Annotated in this window: 15 protein-coding genes; 8 read left to right on the plus strand and 7 right to left on the minus strand. The window is 53.3% G+C overall.

The window, feature by feature from the left end:
* Nucleotides 1-108: 108 nt before the first annotated feature.
* The 7 genes from pstB (at nt 109) to M989_RS00665 (ending at nt 8,465) form a co-directional block, all read left to right on the plus strand.
* Nucleotides 109-882: a phosphate ABC transporter ATP-binding protein PstB gene (pstB, locus tag M989_RS00635; RefSeq protein WP_064540623.1), complete on the plus strand. Its 774-nt coding sequence runs from the start codon at nt 109-111 to the stop codon at nt 880-882.
* 14 nt (nt 883-896) lie between these two features.
* The gene (gene phoU, locus M989_RS00640; protein WP_012907987.1) at nt 897-1,622 is read left to right on the plus strand and encodes a phosphate signaling complex protein PhoU; all 726 of its coding nucleotides are present in this window, start codon (nt 897-899) and stop codon (nt 1,620-1,622) included.
* A gap of 312 nt (nt 1,623-1,934) precedes the next feature.
* Nucleotides 1,935-2,771, plus strand: coding sequence for a transcriptional antiterminator BglG (gene bglG, locus M989_RS00645; RefSeq protein WP_064540625.1), 837 nt, complete (start codon nt 1,935-1,937; stop codon nt 2,769-2,771).
* 131 nt (nt 2,772-2,902) lie between these two features.
* Nucleotides 2,903-4,777, plus strand: a complete 1,875-nt coding sequence (gene bglF / locus M989_RS00650) for a PTS beta-glucoside transporter subunit IIABC (protein WP_064540628.1) — start codon at nt 2,903-2,905, stop codon at nt 4,775-4,777.
* A gap of 111 nt (nt 4,778-4,888) precedes the next feature.
* The gene (locus M989_RS00655; protein WP_064540631.1) at nt 4,889-6,496 is read left to right on the plus strand and encodes a carbohydrate porin; all 1,608 of its coding nucleotides are present in this window, start codon (nt 4,889-4,891) and stop codon (nt 6,494-6,496) included.
* Between the two features lie 27 nt (nt 6,497-6,523).
* On the plus strand, nt 6,524-7,693 hold the full coding sequence (locus M989_RS00660) for an esterase (protein WP_064540634.1): 1,170 nt from the start codon (nt 6,524-6,526) through the stop codon (nt 7,691-7,693).
* 55 nt (nt 7,694-7,748) lie between these two features.
* The gene (locus M989_RS00665; protein ID WP_064540637.1) at nt 7,749-8,465 is read left to right on the plus strand and encodes a glucosamine-6-phosphate deaminase; all 717 of its coding nucleotides are present in this window, start codon (nt 7,749-7,751) and stop codon (nt 8,463-8,465) included.
* A gap of 47 nt (nt 8,466-8,512) precedes the next feature.
* On the opposite strand, the gene yieH is transcribed toward M989_RS00665, so the two are convergent.
* The gene (gene yieH, locus M989_RS00670; RefSeq protein WP_064540640.1) at nt 8,513-9,178 is read right to left on the minus strand and encodes a 6-phosphogluconate phosphatase; all 666 of its coding nucleotides are present in this window, start codon (nt 9,176-9,178) and stop codon (nt 8,513-8,515) included.
* Nucleotides 9,179-9,347: 169 nt separating this feature from the next.
* Here yieH and M989_RS00675 point away from each other — a divergent pair, with 169 nt between their 5' ends.
* On the plus strand, nt 9,348-10,685 hold the full coding sequence (locus M989_RS00675; RefSeq protein ID WP_064540643.1) for an NCS2 family permease: 1,338 nt from the start codon (nt 9,348-9,350) through the stop codon (nt 10,683-10,685).
* Between the two features lie 41 nt (nt 10,686-10,726).
* Here the strand turns inward: M989_RS00675 and M989_RS00680 are convergent, their stop codons facing one another.
* The 6 genes from M989_RS00680 to mnmE form a co-directional block, all read right to left on the minus strand.
* Nucleotides 10,727-11,293, minus strand: a complete 567-nt coding sequence (locus M989_RS00680; protein WP_064540646.1) for an NADPH-dependent FMN reductase — start codon at nt 11,291-11,293, stop codon at nt 10,727-10,729.
* Nucleotides 11,294-11,332: 39 nt separating this feature from the next.
* Nucleotides 11,333-12,082, minus strand: a complete 750-nt coding sequence (locus M989_RS00685; protein WP_064540649.1) for a 4'-phosphopantetheinyl transferase family protein — start codon at nt 12,080-12,082, stop codon at nt 11,333-11,335.
* Between the two features lie 157 nt (nt 12,083-12,239).
* On the minus strand, nt 12,240-13,199 hold the full coding sequence (gene yidZ, locus M989_RS00690; RefSeq protein WP_064540652.1) for an HTH-type transcriptional regulator YidZ: 960 nt from the start codon (nt 13,197-13,199) through the stop codon (nt 12,240-12,242).
* Nucleotides 13,168-14,349 carry an MFS transporter gene (locus tag M989_RS00695; protein WP_064540656.1) on the minus strand — a complete coding sequence of 394 codons (1,182 nt, stop codon included), beginning with the start codon at nt 14,347-14,349 and terminating at the stop codon, nt 13,168-13,170. The genes yidZ and M989_RS00695 overlap by 32 nt, the downstream gene beginning before the upstream one ends.
* Before the next feature lie 94 nt (nt 14,350-14,443).
* Nucleotides 14,444-14,851 (minus strand): GNAT family N-acetyltransferase, encoded by a 408-nt coding sequence (locus M989_RS00700; RefSeq protein ID WP_064540659.1) that lies wholly within the window; start codon nt 14,849-14,851, stop codon nt 14,444-14,446.
* Nucleotides 14,852-14,947: 96 nt separating this feature from the next.
* Entirely contained in the window at nt 14,948-16,312 is a 1,365-nt protein-coding gene (gene mnmE, locus M989_RS00705) for a tRNA uridine-5-carboxymethylaminomethyl(34) synthesis GTPase MnmE (protein ID WP_064540662.1), read from the minus strand.
* Nucleotides 16,313-16,341: the final 29 nt, after the last annotated feature.

Raw genomic sequence — 16,341 nt, forward strand, 5'->3', positions numbered from 1 at the left:
TTTAATACCTTGCCGGATGGCGGCGTAAACGCCTTATCCGGCCTACGGTTGACATATATGTAGGCCTGAAAGCTGCGCGCCATCAGGCATGATGAGGAAGAGATTGAGATGAGTATGGTTAACACGACTCCGGGTAAAATTTCAGTTCGTGACCTGAACTTCTACTACGGCAAATTCCATGCCCTGAAGAACATCAACCTGGATATCGCCAAAAACCAGGTGACGGCGTTTATCGGCCCGTCGGGCTGTGGTAAATCAACGCTGCTGCGTACCTTCAACAAGATGTTTGAGCTCTACCCGGAGCAGCGTGCGGATGGCGAAATCCTGCTGGATGGCGACAATATTCTCACCAACACCCAGGATATCGCGCTGCTGCGCGCCAAGGTTGGGATGGTGTTCCAGAAGCCGACGCCGTTCCCGATGTCCATCTACGACAACATTGCTTTTGGCGTGCGTCTGTTTGAAAAACTGTCGCGTACCGACATGGACGAACGCGTGCAGTGGGCCTTGACCAAGGCCGCATTATGGAATGAAACCAAAGATAAACTGCACCAGAGCGGGTACTCTCTCTCCGGTGGTCAGCAGCAGCGTCTGTGCATCGCGCGCGGTATTGCGATTCGCCCGGAAGTGCTGCTGTTGGATGAGCCGTGTTCAGCCCTTGACCCAATCTCCACCGGGCGTATCGAAGAGCTGATCACCGAGCTGAAAGAGGATTACACCGTCGTTATCGTCACCCACAACATGCAGCAGGCTGCGCGTTGTTCCGATCACACGGCGTTTATGTACCTGGGCGAGTTGATTGAGTTCAGCAACACGGACGATCTGTTCACCAAGCCCGCGAAGAAACAAACAGAAGATTACATCACCGGTCGTTACGGTTGATTCAGGAGCGCGTTGTGGACAATCTGAACCTTAATAAACATATTTCCGGCCAGTTCAACGCAGAACTGGAGAGCATCCGCACCCAGGTGATGACCATGGGCGGCATGGTTGAGCAGCAGCTTTCTGATGCGATTACCGCGATGCACAACCAGGATAGCGAACTGGCGAAGCGCGTTATCGATGGCGATAAGCACGTCAACATGATGGAAGTGGCGATCGACGAAGCCTGCGTGCGCATTATCGCCAAGCGTCAGCCAACTGCGAGCGACCTGCGTCTGGTGATGGCGATTATCAAAACTATCGCCGAGCTGGAACGTATTGGCGACGTAGCGGACAAAATTTGCCGCACCGCGCTGGAGAAATTCTCCCAGCAGCACCAGCCGCTGCTGGTCAGCCTGGAGTCGCTGGGCCGCCACACCGTGCAGATGCTGCACGACGTGCTGGATGCGTTCGCGCGCATGGATCTCGACGAAGCGGTTCGTATCTACCGTGAAGACAAGAAAGTTGACCAGGAATATGAAGGCATCGTGCGTCAGCTGATGACCTACATGATGGAAGACTCGCGCACCATTCCAAGCGTGCTGACCGCGCTGTTCTGCGCTCGCTCTATCGAGCGTATCGGCGACCGCTGCCAGAATATTTGCGAATACATCTTCTACTTCGTGAAGGGACAAGATTTCCGTCACGTGGGCGGCGATGAGTTGGATAAGCTGCTGGCGGGGAAAGATCCGAAAGAGTAACGTCATAGTCCTCTCTCCTGACAGGAGAGAGGACTATGTAATAGAAATACTAATATATATTCCTCTATATTATATTTATAAATTCCTAAAATAATATGAATGTAATATTATCGATACTAATCACAATTTATCACATTTGTCATTGCATTTAATGCGGTTAAATACAAAAATCCACTTCAATTTATATTTATAAAAAACCAAACTCACGCTGTTTTTAATGACTGGATTGTTACTGCATTTGCAGGCAAAACCTGATTGCGTCAGCTAGCGCTGACAATATCGGGTTTTTTGTCTTTAAAAAAGGTCATACAGATGATTATGCAGATCGCCAGAGTGTTAAATAATAATGTTTTAGTCGTAACCGACGAAAATCAATGCGAGAAAGTTGTCATGGGCCGGGGCATTGGTTTTCAGAAGCGCGTAGGTGACCATATTAATGGTTGTGGTATTGAAAAAGAGTATGCATTAAGCACTCATGAATTGACTCGACATTTAAGTGAACTGCTAAGTCGTATCCCACTCGATATTATGACCACCTGCGATGTCATTATTTCGAACTCTCGCGAGCGATTGGGGCATTTGCAAGACAGTATCTACATTTCGCTCACCGATCACTGTCAGTTTGCGATCGCGCGTGCCCATAAGCGTATCGTGTTACCAAACGCGCTATTGTGGGATATCCAACGTCTGTATCCGAAGGAGTTTCAGTTGGGTGAAGAGGCGCTGGTGGTGATTCATAAGCGCCTCGGTGTACAACTACCCAGGGATGAAGCGGGCTTTATTGCCATGCACCTGGTAAGTGCGCAGATGCGCGGCAATATGGAGGATGTAAAAGAGATCACCCAGTTAATGCGAGAAATGCTGCAACTGATTAAGTTTCAGTTTTCCATTAATTATCAGGAAGAGAGTCTGAGCTATCAGCGGCTCGTTACGCATTTAAAATTCTTTGCCTACCGTATTATTGAACATGCTTCAGTGGGGGATGAAAATTGGGAATTACAGCAAGCCGTGAAACAGAACTATTTTGATGCCTGGGAGTGTGCGGAACGGATTTCTGCTTTTATCCGCCAGCAGTACCAGCGGGAAACGACGTCGGAAGAAATTATGTTTCTGGCTATCAATATTGAGCGGGTTCGCAAAGATAATTAATCGTACATCGCTGTCTTAACTTCAGCATTGTTACCGCCTGGGCGGGCAAAACCTGAAGAAAATTATCTCTGAGAGGGGGTGATTTTCTTCAGGTTTTTTTTTGATTGCCGCATCGCGGTTGAGGATCACACATGACGGAATTAGCCCAAAAAATTGTGGCTGGAGTTGGGGGTAGGGACAACATCATCAGCCTGATGCATTGCGCCACGCGCCTACGTTTTAAGCTAAAGAATATCGGCAAGGCGCACGCAGATATACTGAAAAAGACCCCGGGCATTATCATGGTTGTAGAAAGCGGCGGCCAGTTTCAGGTGGTTATTGGTAACCATGTTGCGGATGTTTTTATTGCCGTTAACGCATTGATTGGTTTAGATACTGGCTCTCAGGCCGCCGTGGAAGGCGATGCCAAAGACAGCTTATTAAGCCGTTTTGTCTTTATCATCTCCGGGATTTTTACACCGCTAATCGGCCTACTGGCGGCAACGGGGATCCTGAAAGGGCTGCTGGCGGTGGCGCTGGCCTGCCAGTGGACAACCGAGCAGAGCGGCAGCTATTTGCTACTGTTCAGCGCCAGCGATTCGTTGTTCTATTTCTTCCCGATTATTCTCGGCTATACCGCGGGAAAACGCTTTGGCGGCAACCCGTTTCTGACCATGGTGATTGGCGGTGCGCTGGTACACCCGATTATTCTGCGTGCCTTTGAGAGCGCACAGATGCCGGATACGACAGTACTACACTTTTTTGGCCTACCCATCACCTTCATCAACTACACCTCATCGGTGATTCCAATAATTTTCTCCGCCTGGCTTTGCAGCTTGATGGAGAAAAAACTTAATGCCTGGCTCCCCTCGGCGATTAAAAACTTCTTCACCCCGCTGTTGTGCATGGTGGTGATTATCCCGGTCACTTTCCTGGTGGTTGGCCCACTTTCCTCATGGGTGAGCGAGCTGATTGCGGCGGGTTACCTCTATCTCTATCATGCCGCACCCTGGTTCGCCGGTGTGGTCATGGGCGGGCTGTGGCAGATCTTCGTCATGTTTGGCCTACACTGGGGGTTAGTGCCGCTGTGTATTAACAATTTTACCGTACTCGGCTACGACACCATGTTGCCGTTAATGATGCCTGCGATTATGGCGCAGGTCGGATCGGCGCTGGCCATCTTTCTGTGTGAGCGTGATGGGTCTAAAAAAATGGTTGCCGGGTCCGCGGCGCTAACCGGGTTGTTTGGCATTACGGAACCTGCGGTATATGGCGTCAATCTGCCGCGCAAATACCCGTTTATAATTGCCTGCGTGAGTGGTGCTATCGGGGCTGGCGTTATCGGTTTTGCGCAAACAAAAGTCTATTCCTTCGGGATTCCCAGCATTTTCACCTTTATGCAAACCATTCCGCCAACCGGTATTGATTTTACCGTTTGGGCGAGCGTAATTGGCGCGGTCATTGCGATCTTGGGCGCGTTTGCTGGAACGGTTATTTTTTACCTGGCGTTGAGTCGACAAAACAGATCGGATGCTCAGGTTGTCATGCCCGCGCCTGCCGCTCACCGCGTAAGCCCGCAGACGGTTGCGGCACCGCTGGCTGGAAACGTGGTTCCACTCTCATCCGCGGCTGACGCGACCTTCGCCAGCGGGCTATTGGGTAAAGGCGTTGCGATTATCCCGACGCAGGGGGAGGTGCATTCGCCGGTGAAAGGTCGAGTGGCTTCTCTATTCGCAACGCTGCATGCTATCGGTATCGAATCCAGCGATGGCGTTGAGGTGCTGATTCACGTTGGCATTGATACGGTAAAACTCAATGGACAATATTTTACCGCGCATGTGCAAATTGGTGATGATGTTGAGGTGGGCGATCGCTTGCTGACGTTTGATGCCGATGCTATCGCGGCTGCTGGGTTCGATTTAACCACACCGATATTAATTAGCAATAGCGATGATTATACCGATGTCCTGCCTTTAAATATGAAAACAGTAAATGTTCAGGAGCCACTACTCTCCATTATCCAGTAGGAAAATAATATTTCGCCACTGAAGCGTTAATTCATTTCAGTAGACGCCTGTTTGCCAAAATTATCCGGAGTGTTATTTCTATCTTCATTATTAATTATATAAAGGGATATTATGTTTAAAAAAAATCTGATTACCTCTGCCATATTATTGATGGTACCACTCTCGTTTTCATTTCAGGTTTATGCCGAATCATTAACCGTCGAACAACGTCTTGAACTACTCGAACAGGCGTTAAAGGATACGCAAAAGGAGTTAAATAAATATAAAGCGGAGGCATACAAGCGCAATATTACCGTCTCCACCACCCCGACCGTGATGGCGCCAACGGTAAAAACCACAACCAAACCCGACGCGGTGTTGGTGAAAACCGAAACCCCAAATGCCGACGGTAGCGAGACGATGTACTCGTCGATGACCATGAAGGACTTTAGCCGTTTCGTGAAGGATGAAATTGGCTTTAGTTATAACGGCTACTACCGTTCCGGCTGGGGCTCCGCCTCCCACGGTTCGCCGAAATCCTGGGCTATTGGCTCGCTGGGACGTCTGGGCAACGAATACAGCGGCTGGTTCGATCTGCAGTTGAAGCAGCGCGTGTATAACGAAGGTAATAAGCGCGTTGATGCCATCGTGATGATGGATGGTAATGTTGGTCAGCAGTACTCCACCGGCTGGTTCGGTGATAACGCTGGGGGGGAAAACTATATGCAGTTCTCCGATATGTACGTCACCACTCAGGGTTTCCTGCCGTTCGCGTCGGAGGCGGATTTCTGGGTCGGCAAGCATGGCGCACCGAAGATTGAAATACAGATGCTGGACTGGAAAACGCAGCGTACGGATGCGGCGGCCGGCGTTGGTCTGGAAAACTGGCAGGTTGGTCCGGGTAAATTTGATATCGCGCTGGTACGTGAGGATGTCGACGATTACGACCGTGCGCTGGTAAATAAACAGCAGATCAATACCAATACCCTGGATATTCGCTACAAAGATCTGCCGCTGTGGGATAAAGCCACGTTGATGCTCTCCGGGCGTTACGTGGCGGCCAACCAGAGCGCATCGGAGAAATATAATGAGGACAACAACGATTTCTACGAGTGGAAAGACACCTGGATGTTTGGCACCACGCTGACGCAGAAATTCGATAAAGGTGGCTTTAACGAATTCTCAGCGTTGATGGCAAATAACTCCATTGCCAGCAGCTTCTCGCGCTATGCGGGGTCCAGCCCGTATACCACGTTTAACGGTAGGTACTATGGCGATCACACCAACGGTACTGCCGTACGCTTAACGTCACAGGGCGAAGCTTATGTTGGCGATCATTTTATTGTGGCTAACGCGTTGGTCTATTCCTTCGGTAACGATGTGTACAGTTATGAAACCGGAGCACATACCGATTTTGAATCTATTCGCGCGGTGATTCGCCCGGCCTATATCTGGGATCAATATAACCAGACTGGCATCGAGCTGGGTTACTTTACCCAACAAAACAAAGATATGAAGGGTAAGAAGTACGACGAATCCGGTTACAAAACCACGCTCTTCCATACCTTTAAAGTCAATACCAGTATGTTGACTTCCCGCCCGGAAATTCGTTTTTACGCCACCTATATTAAGGCCGAAGATACCGACCTGGATAAAGCCGCGAATAATGTCGATAGCGTTTTTGAAGATGGTAAAAACGATCAATTTGCCGTTGGCGCGCAGGCCGAGATCTGGTGGTAAAGCAGGGAAACTCTACAAGGAATAAAGATGAAAAAACATGCCATTTACTTCGTGTTAGCGCTGGCCGGTGCCGCGTTTAACGTTAATGCTGCGCCGTTTCCAGTTGCGCCGAGCGCAGCGATCCCCGTTAGCCAGTATGTGACGCAGGTTAACGCCGATAACAGTATTACTTTTCGTTTGTTTGCGCCGGACGCAAAACGCGTCTCAGTGGTAACGGGCGCGACGGTAAACAGTATTGCCTCACATGATATGACCAAAGATGATCAAGGTATCTGGACGTGGAAAAGTGACCAGATGAAACCCAATCTCTATGAGTATTATTTCGACGTTGATGGTTTCCGTACTATCGATACCGGCAGCCGCGAGCAAAAACCACAGCGGCAGATCAACACCAGCCTGATTCTGGTACCGGGCAGTATTCTGGATGTGAAGGCCGTTCCGCACGGTGATCTCATTACCGTGACCTATCACTCCAGCGCCTTAAAATCCGAGCGTCAGATGTTTGTCTGGACCCCACCGGGTTATAACGGCCAGGGCAAACCGTTACCTGTGCTCTATTTCTATCATGGTTTTGGCGATTCAGGTCGCTCAGCCATCGACCAGGGGCGTATTACGCAGATGATGGATAATCTGTTGGCGGAGGGCAAGATTGAACCTATGCTGGTTGTCGTCCCCGATACTGAAACCGATGCGCAAGGGATCGTGCCGGAGGATTTTGTCCCACAGGATCGGCGTAAGTCGTTTTATCCTCTCAACGCGAAGGCCGCTGACAGCGAGCTGATGCACGATATTATTCCGCTGATTGACCAGCGTTTTAACGTGCGCAAGGATGCTGATGGACGCGCACTGGCCGGGCTGTCACAAGGTGGTTATCAGGCGCTGGTTTCCGGGATGAATCACCTGGAGAGCTTTGGCTGGCTGGCGACTTTTAGCGGCGTGACCACCACTACGGTGCCGAATGACGGTGTCAGCGCGCGCTTCAAAGACCCGCAGGCTATCAACAAGCAGCTGCGTAACTTCACGGTAGCCGTCGGTGATAAGGACGTGGTGACCGGTAAAGATATCGCCGGGCTGAAAGCCGAACTGGAGAAACAACAGATCCACTTTGAATATCATGAATACCCGGGCCTGAATCATGAAATGGACGTCTGGCGTCCGGCCTATGCTGCGTTTGTACAGAAAATCTTTAAACAATAATTGTTGTTCAGGGGCCGGGTCGCAGGCCCCGTGTGAACCTCAAGGAATGGATGAGATGAAATTAATCGTAACGGAAGATTATGCCGAGATGAGTCGGATCGCCGCGCAGCACCTGCTGGGCTACATGTCACGGTCACGACGGATGAATCTGGCGGTTACTGCGGGCAATACGCCAAAGCAGATGTACCAGTATGTCATCGAGGCGGTGCAGGGCAAACCGTGGTATTCACATTGCTATTTTTATAACTTTGATGAGATCCCGTTTCGTGGAAAATCAGGGGATGGCGTGACGATCACCAACCTGCGGAAGCTATTTTTTACCCCGGCGGGCATTAATGAAGGGAATATTCAGCAGCTGACGCTTGATAATTACCGGGATCATGACGGTAAAATCGCCCGCGATGGCGGCCTGGATCTGGTGTTGATGGGATTGGGCGCCGACAGCCATTTTTGCGGTAATCTTCCCGGAACGACACATTTCCACGATCTGACAACCGAAGTGCCGATTGAGGGCAAAATGGTCGATATCGTCGTGCATGGAGAATTGGGTGGCGATTATTCGTTGGCTCCTGACAGCTATGTCACGATGGGACCCAAAAGCATTATGGCGGCGAGAAACCTGATCATCATAGTCAGCGGTGAGGGAAAAGCGCAGGCGCTTAAACAGATGCTTGAAGGCCCGGTAACTGAAGCGGTTCCTGCTTCAGTGCTGCAACTTCATCCGTCATTAACGGTGATTGCGGATAAAGCCGCTGCATCGGCGCTCGCCTGAGAGGGCGACAAGAATACCCGATAGCGTAGCGCTATCGGGCAACACCGTTATTGCGTAATATCCCAGCCGCGGGCCTTCCACAGTGCCGGCAACTCCGCCAGATCGGTAAACGTCGTCACCTTCGGGTGGTTAATCGGCTTATTGTGCGGATCGGCGCAGAAATAGAACACCTCCATCCCCGCATCAATACCCGACTGCGCGCCTGCGCTGGAGTCGTCCACGAGGATGCAGTTCTCGACGTTGACGTTCATCGCTTTTGCCGCGTGGTGCATCAGCGCCGGATCCGGCTTCCAGCGCTGGATATCGTAACCGCTAAACAGTTTGTCTTCGAAATAATGCAACATGCCCAGTTTGCCCAGCGAATGCTGCATTTTGCTGACCGGGCCGTTGGAAACGATGCACATCGGAATCGCTACGGAATCGACCAATGCGTTAGCCCCGGCAATCACCTCCAGCTCCGAGTCGAAAAGGCGTGCGACCTCGGCGCGATAAACCGGTTCTAAATCCGCCCGGGCAAGGTTCACCCCGTGCTCGGCGTTGATGATATCGATGATCTCGTAGAGCTTTACGCCCTTGAAACGTTTAAAAATCTCTTCCAGATCGAGCGTGATGCCAAATGTCTTGAACATGTGGACGTAGGCCCGTGAACAGATCACTTCGCTGTCGACCAGCGTACCGTCACAGTCGAAAAAAACCGCTTCAACTCCGGACATGTCATTTCCTTTTTAACAAGTTTAACGTTTACGTAATGCTGAATTGAGAGACGCAATCGTTGCCGTATAAGCAAAATCAATGAAAAAAAGTATCTCACAACCGCGCCTATTGTCGCATTTTGGTATAGGATAGCGACGAATTTTCCTTCCTTGTCTGCGGAAATTGATAATGAGTCAACAACACACCACCCCGGCTTCCGGCCAGGGGATACTGGAGCGCGTGTTTAAACTGCGCGAGCACGGCACGACGGCACGCACCGAAGTGATCGCCGGTTTCACCACCTTCCTGACGATGGTCTACATCGTGTTTGTAAACCCGCAAATTCTTGGCGTGGCCGGAATGGACACCAGCGCGGTGTTCGTGACCACCTGTCTGATTGCGGCGCTCGGCAGTATCCTGATGGGCGTATTTGCTAACCTGCCGGTGGCGCTGGCGCCAGCGATGGGTCTGAACGCCTTCTTCGCGTTCGTGGTTGTGCAGGCGATGGGCCTGCCGTGGCAGGTAGGGATGGGCGCCATTTTCTGGGGCGCTGTCGGCCTGCTGCTGTTGACCATTTTCCGCGTCCGCTACTGGATGATTGCCAATATCCCCGTGAGCCTGCGCGTCGGTATCACCAGCGGTATCGGTCTGTTCATCGGCATGATGGGCCTGAAAAATGCTGGCGTGATTGTCGCAAACCAGGACACGCTGGTTTCCATTGGTAACCTGACTTCACACAGCGTGCTGCTGGGCGTGCTGGGCTTCTTTATTATCGCCATTCTGGCTTCGCGCAATATTCACGCGGCGGTGTTGGTCTCTATCATCGTGACCACCCTGCTGGGCTGGATGCTGGGCGATGTGCATTACAGCGGTATTGTCTCCGCGCCGCCGAGCATTACTACCGTCGTGGGCCATGTCGATCTGGCCGGGTCGTTTAACCTTGGTCTGGCGGGCGTTATCTTCTCCTTCATGCTGGTAAACCTGTTCGACTCCTCCGGTACCCTGATCGGCGTGACCGATAAAGCGGGCCTGGCTGATGCGAAAGGTAAGTTCCCGCGCATGAAGCAGGCGCTGTTTGTCGATAGCGTCTCCTCGGTAGCCGGTTCCTTTATCGGTACCTCTTCCGTGACGGCCTACATCGAATCTTCCTCCGGCGTTTCCGTGGGCGGTCGTACAGGCCTGACGGCGGTTGTCGTGGGTATTCTGTTCCTGTTGGTGATTTTCCTGTCGCCGTTGGCGGGCATGGTGCCGGGCTACGCAGCCGCGGGCGCGCTGATCTACGTTGGGGTGCTGATGACCTCCAGCCTGTCACGCGTGAAGTGGGATGACCTGACCGAAGCCGTTCCGGCGTTTATTACCGCCGTGATGATGCCGTTCAGCTTCTCCATTACCGAAGGTATTGCGCTGGGCTTTATCTCTTACTGCGTGATGAAAATCGGTACCGGTCGTTTCCGCGACCTCAGCCCGTGCGTGATTGTTGTCGCACTGCTGTTCGTGCTGAAGATTGTGTTTATTGACGCACACTGATGAAATGAACCCTCGCCCATCGGGCGAGGGTTTTAAAGAACTTACGCTTTAACGCGCTGAATATACTCGCCAAATGCGGTCAGCTGACCGGTCAAATGATCTAACGTTCCCTGCTCAATCACTTCGCCCAGCTGCGGGTCGACTTTGTTCTGAATCACGCCGCCCATAAACTCCGGCTTGTTCATCACCATCGCATCGAGGAACACCAGAATCTGACGCAGGTGATACTGGCAGCGCGCGCCGCCGATTGCGCCCATTGAGCTGGTCTGAATCAACACCGGTTTACCTGCCAGCGGCTGGTCCGGCAGACGCGACAGCCAATCGATGGCGTTCTTTAACCCGCCCGGAACGGAATAGTTATATTCAGGGGTGACGATGACCACGCCATCGGCCTGGCGAATTTGCTCAGCCAGCGCTTCCACGCTCTGCGGGAAGCCTTCATCTTGCTGGAGATCGGCATCGTACAGCGGAATATCGCCAATTGACGGCAGCGCGGAAACGCTCATGCCCGCCGGGGCGATCTTAGGCAGGGTGCGTGCCACCATGCCGTTGAATGAACCTTTGCGCAGGCTTCCCAATAACGTAACTACTTTCAACGTTTCTGACATGACTACTCCTTTGCATCATGAGGCTGTTTTCCAGCCGAATCAGTTGAGTATAAGCGCTTTCTCTGCCGGTAGGCTGGTGAATCTCATCAACCTTGCCGCCGGTTCGTTGGCCCGCGTCTGCGCGTCGGGCAAGCTGCGCCAGCCGTATTTACCGTCGAACTCCCACACCTTCAGCTTTTCAATCGCCGGCGAAGCGCATAGTGACCATACCAGCACGTCTTCCGCATCGCAGATAGCTTCGAGATGATCGGTATTGGCCGAACGCAGGCGACCGGAACCCGGCAGTAGCTGGAGCATTTGCGGAGAATCGTGGTTCACGTCGCCGGACATTTTGAGCACGCTCTGGCGCAGCGTAATCAGCTGGGCTCGCGCTTCATGTGGGTCGTTTTGGTTGTTGATCCACAGATTTTCATTGCTGGTAAAACGGTAGTTTTCCATGATGGTGGCCTGCGGGGTGTTGCGCAGTACGCGCAGCAACTCCATATCGAGGCCGCAGTGCCCTTCGGTGGTCAGCGCGACGCCGACGATATTACCCGCATAGGCAATGGAAAAATCAGGCAGATGGCTCTCTTTGAAGTACGGTTTGCCCTCATCAGGCGTGACAATTTCCGGTAATTCACTGATGCCGTAAAGCATAAACAGCAGCTCGGCGAGCAGCGCGCGCGAAGCCAGGTAGCGCGTACGGCGATGGGCCGGCAGCTGGCGTGCGATGTTATGACTGGTGGAGGACAACCGTACCGATAGTAGATGCCCGTCCTTAAGGATCCCTCTTGCAAAGTGCGTCGCCATTTTTCGCTCCGTGATTAATGGACTGTGGTGATGAGGAGAGTATCATTTACGACACTGATGATCAGGTTTTACTGCCTAAAAATGCGATTGAAAAGGGGTATTACGAGACTTTTACACTTTCCCCTAACTGAAATGGACTATTTTTACGAGTAATAAATCAGGAAACAGCGAGATATAAGGCTTTAAGCGTTTCGCGCAGCCAAATTATTTTCGGGTTGTGACTATTTCGTTTATGCCATAGTAGGGTAAACGGCACCTGCAGTTTATCTCGTTGCGCAGCGTCGAAGGGGAGAGGACGAGCAACCAGCGGTAGCTGATGAAGCTGATTATAATACCGGCAGTAGCGCGGTGCGGTGGCCAGCATATTGTGCTCCGGCTGAGCGGCCATAAACAGCGACTGTTCGAACCCCGGCAGACTCAGGGCGATATTGCGCTCACGTCCCATCTCCTGAAGCACATCATCCAGCGCCCAGGTATCACTCTGTTCCCAGCAGATGCTGATGTGTGGATAGCGTAGAAACGTCTCCAGATTCCACTCTTCCTGTAGCGCGGGATGATCCTCGCGCAGCCACACCCATGGTAAATCGGTAAACAGCACCTCATAGTCGATCGACAGCGGCAGCAGGCTTAACAGCTCGCGGGATCGTGGATGGCTTTCGCGACCGGTGAAGCCAATATCCACTTCGCCGCGAATAATGGCATCCAGCGAATCATAGTCCCAGCTACGGACTTTGATCGTGGCCTGGGGATAACGTTGATAGATCTGCCTGGAGAGGGCGTTGAACATGATCATGATCAGCGGCGATTCGGCCACCAGATCGAACTTCAGCCCGCGCGGCGTTTCATGATGCGGCTTATCGAGTAGCTGATTGCCCATCTGCATCCACTCCGCCAGGCTCTGCTCCATGCTAAACATCAGCGGTGTTGGCGTCAGCCCTAGCGGGGTGTTCACAAACAGCGGATCGTCGAACCAGGTTCTCAGTTTTGCCAGCGATTTGCTCACCGCCGACGGCGTGACGTTCATCCGTTTGGCGGTTTTGGTGACGCTGCGCTCCTGCATCAGGAGCTGCAGGCAGAGCAGTAGATTAAGATCGAGACTGGTGAGTGATTTCTTCATGAGCAGGCGCGGACCGGTTAGGGGCAACTGAGATAATCAGCATGATGCTCACTATGCTACAGCCAATCAGAATCCCGATCAGCATATTCAGCGCATCAAGACCGAGGATAGCCGCCAGCCAAATCCACAGCGACGAACCGCATACCTGCGCAATACCCAACGCAGAGCTAGCGACGCCTGCGCGCAGCGAGAACGGACCCAACGCCTGGCTCATCGCCACGCCGAAACCGACCGAGAAGCCCGCACAGATCAAGGTCAACCCAAAGAGGGTGAATGCGTGCGTCGTGGCAAGGATTAATACAATGCCTGCGGCCATGAATAGCGCTTGTGAGGTGAGCATCAGGGTGCGGGGTTTAAACAGGCTCAGAGCGAACGGCGTAGAGAACGAGACCGCCATGCTGATACCTGCTGTCATTGCCATGGTTGTCGCGTATTCGCCGCGGTCGAAGCCCATCACTTCCATCAGCAGCACCGGAGACGTATTCACAAACGTCAGGATAACCGACACGCTGAGAGTGGTGATCGCCAGGCGGCTGAGGAAAAAGCGGTTGACCAGCGACTCGGCGCCATCCCTGGGTTTTGAAGACGAAGCCAGCGCATTCGGGCGCGATTCACGCAGAATAAACACGGACAGCAGACACACGACAACGCCCATGCCAATCATGGTGTAGAACAGACTCTGCCACGGGTATTTGAGCATAATCAGGTGCCCCATCACCGGTGCCAGCACCGGTACGATGCAGGTAATACCGTTCAACAGCGATAGCACCTTGGCCCGGCGACGATCGTCGAGCGTATCGCGCAGAATAGCGAATGCGACCACGTAGCAGCAGCCCGCGCCGACGCCCTGAATAAAACGGCCAACCAGAAATGGCGTGCCGCTCTCCGCTAATGCGCAGAGGCCGGAAGCCGCGATGTAAATCAGCGCACCGACAATGGCAACGGGTTTACGTCCGGACTGGTCGGCCACCTTGCCGGCGAACAGCATGGCGGTCGCCATTCCCGCCAGATAGACCGAAAATGCGATATGCAGCTGCGCCTCGCTGGCCTGTAAATCAGCCGCAATGCGGGGTAACCCGACCAGGTACATATCGATACCGGCGGGATAAAGCAAAACTAAGGCAAAACTGCAAAGAAGAAAGCGTGTCATGGCGGCCTCACGAAAAGTGTGGCGCTAAGCATACGGGGTGTCGCGCGGGGCGACGAGTTGCCATTTGGACAACAGTGATTGCCTGAAAGGAAATCTACTTCCAGACTCTCGCCATCCCTTCGCTTTCCGGACGCACGGATTCAAAGCCAAATTTGGCGTACAGCTCCGGAACGTCCGCCACCAGGGTCACATAAGCGCCTTTAAAAGCGTTAGCGTCCAGCCAGGCGATAAGCGCTTCCATGATCTGGCGACCCAGGCCTCTTCCCTGGTGATCCGGGTCGACGGCGATGTCCACGATATCAAAGTTCAGCGCGCCGTCGCCAACGATACGACCCATGCCGACTGGCATACCTTGCCAGAGGATATGCACGCCGTAGCAGCTGCGCGGCAGACCGGCCTTTGCGGCATCCAGCGGGCGGGGGGACAGGCCGGAAATTTTACGCAGACGGCAAAAGTCCTCAGCGGAGGGAACGGTGGGGATTAAGGTATATTCAGCGACCATCTCGATAACCTTTTCATGAGGGGTTATCTGGTTTTAGCAGCTGGAAGACGGAAAGTAAAAACCCGAATTCACTGACGCGCATTCGGGTTTGATTGCTTACTTACCAATACAGAAGCTGGAGAAAATCCGCCCCAGCAGATCGTCGGAGGTAAATTCCCCGGTGATCTCGCTCAGGCACTGCTGAGACAGCCTCAGCTCTTCTGCCAGCAGCTCACCGGCCCACGCGCCTAACAGCTGCGCTTTGCCCTGCTGAAGGTGTTCTGCGGCGTCGGAGAGCGCCTGCAGGTGGCGACGACGTGCCAGGAAGCCGCCTTCCATGTTGTTTTCGAAGCCCATGCTCTGTTTGAGATGGTTACGCAGTACGTCAACGCCTTCGCCGGTGCGCGCGGAGAGGCGCACAAGTGAGTAGTCATTCACTTCGCTCAGACCCAGCGTCTCGCCGGTAATATCCGCTTTGTTACGCACCACGGTAATCGGCAGATTTTTCGGCAGTCGGGCGATAAAGTCCGGCCAGATCTCCGCCGGATCGGTGGCGCTGGTGGTGGTGCCATCAACCATAAACAGCACGCGGTCGGCCTGCTCAATTTCCTGCCACGCGCGTTCAATACCGATACGCTCCACTTCATCGTTAGCGTCGCGCAGGCCTGCGGTGTCGATGATATGCAGCGGCATGCCGTCGATGTGGATATGCTCGCGCAGGACGTCACGGGTGGTGCCGGCAATGTCGGTCACAATCGCGGCTTCACGGCCCGCCAGGGCGTTCAGCAGGCTCGATTTCCCGGCGTTTGGACGACCGGCAATCACGACCTTCATCCCTTCACGCAGCAGGCTGCCCTGACGCGCTTCGGCGCGCACCGCATCGAGGTCGGCAATCACATCGTTGAGCTGCGCTTCGATTTTTCCATCGGAAAGGAAGTCGATCTCTTCGTCCGGGAAGTCGATAGCCGCTTCCACATAGATGCGCAGGTGAGTAAGTGCTTCCACAAGGTGGTTAACACGTGCCGAGAAGGCACCCTGTAGCGAGTTTAGCGCGGAGCGGGCCGCCTGCTCGGAGCTGGCGTCAATCAGGTCGGCAATCGCCTCAGCTTGCGCCAGGTCGAGCTTATCGTTGAGGAACGCGCGCTCGGAGAACTCCCCCGGGTTGGCGATACGTACGCCCGGTAGCATCAGAATACGTTTCAGCAGCAGGTCGAGGATCACCGGGCCGCCGTGGCCCTGTAGCTCCAGCACGTCTTCACCGGTAAAGGAGTTCGGGCCGGGGAACCACAGCGCAATGCCCTGATCCAGCGCGCTGCCGTCGGCATCTTTAAACGGCAGATAGTCGGCATAGCGTGGTTTCGGCAGCTTGCCCAGCACCGCCTGAGCAACGTCACGTGCTTTCAGGCCGGAGATGCGCAGAATACCCACACCACCGCGTCCCGGTGGGGTGGCTTGGGCGACGATAGTGTCGTTATGGCTCATGGTTTTTCTCAACTGTGATGCAAATAAAA

It is taken from the genome of Kluyvera georgiana ATCC 51603, from assembly GCF_001654985.1.
GTDB classification, from domain to species: Bacteria; Pseudomonadota; Gammaproteobacteria; order Enterobacterales; family Enterobacteriaceae; genus Kluyvera; species Kluyvera georgiana.

What these genes read in the sequence shown, in the direction of transcription:
- yidZ (WP_064540652.1), bottom strand. Translation starts at nt 13,199, where the DNA reads ATGAAGAAATCACTCACCAGTCTCGATCTTAATCTACTGCTCTGCCTG.
- bglF (WP_064540628.1), top strand. Translation starts at nt 2,903, where the DNA reads ATGACGGAATTAGCCCAAAAAATTGTGGCTGGAGTTGGGGGTAGGGAC.
- mnmE (WP_064540662.1), bottom strand. Translation starts at nt 16,312, where the DNA reads ATGAGCCATAACGACACTATCGTCGCCCAAGCCACCCCACCGGGACGC.
- M989_RS00700 (WP_064540659.1), bottom strand. Translation starts at nt 14,851, where the DNA reads ATGGTCGCTGAATATACCTTAATCCCCACCGTTCCCTCCGCTGAGGAC.
- M989_RS00680 (WP_064540646.1), bottom strand. Translation starts at nt 11,293, where the DNA reads ATGTCAGAAACGTTGAAAGTAGTTACGTTATTGGGAAGCCTGCGCAAA.
- M989_RS00685 (WP_064540649.1), bottom strand. Translation starts at nt 12,082, where the DNA reads ATGGCGACGCACTTTGCAAGAGGGATCCTTAAGGACGGGCATCTACTA.
- pstB (WP_064540623.1), top strand. Translation starts at nt 109, where the DNA reads ATGAGTATGGTTAACACGACTCCGGGTAAAATTTCAGTTCGTGACCTG.
- M989_RS00655 (WP_064540631.1), top strand. Translation starts at nt 4,889, where the DNA reads ATGTTTAAAAAAAATCTGATTACCTCTGCCATATTATTGATGGTACCA.
- bglG (WP_064540625.1), top strand. Translation starts at nt 1,935, where the DNA reads ATGATTATGCAGATCGCCAGAGTGTTAAATAATAATGTTTTAGTCGTA.
- M989_RS00660 (WP_064540634.1), top strand. Translation starts at nt 6,524, where the DNA reads ATGAAAAAACATGCCATTTACTTCGTGTTAGCGCTGGCCGGTGCCGCG.
- M989_RS00665 (WP_064540637.1), top strand. Translation starts at nt 7,749, where the DNA reads ATGAAATTAATCGTAACGGAAGATTATGCCGAGATGAGTCGGATCGCC.
- M989_RS00675 (WP_064540643.1), top strand. Translation starts at nt 9,348, where the DNA reads ATGAGTCAACAACACACCACCCCGGCTTCCGGCCAGGGGATACTGGAG.
- M989_RS00695 (WP_064540656.1), bottom strand. Translation starts at nt 14,349, where the DNA reads ATGACACGCTTTCTTCTTTGCAGTTTTGCCTTAGTTTTGCTTTATCCC.
- yieH (WP_064540640.1), bottom strand. Translation starts at nt 9,178, where the DNA reads ATGTCCGGAGTTGAAGCGGTTTTTTTCGACTGTGACGGTACGCTGGTC.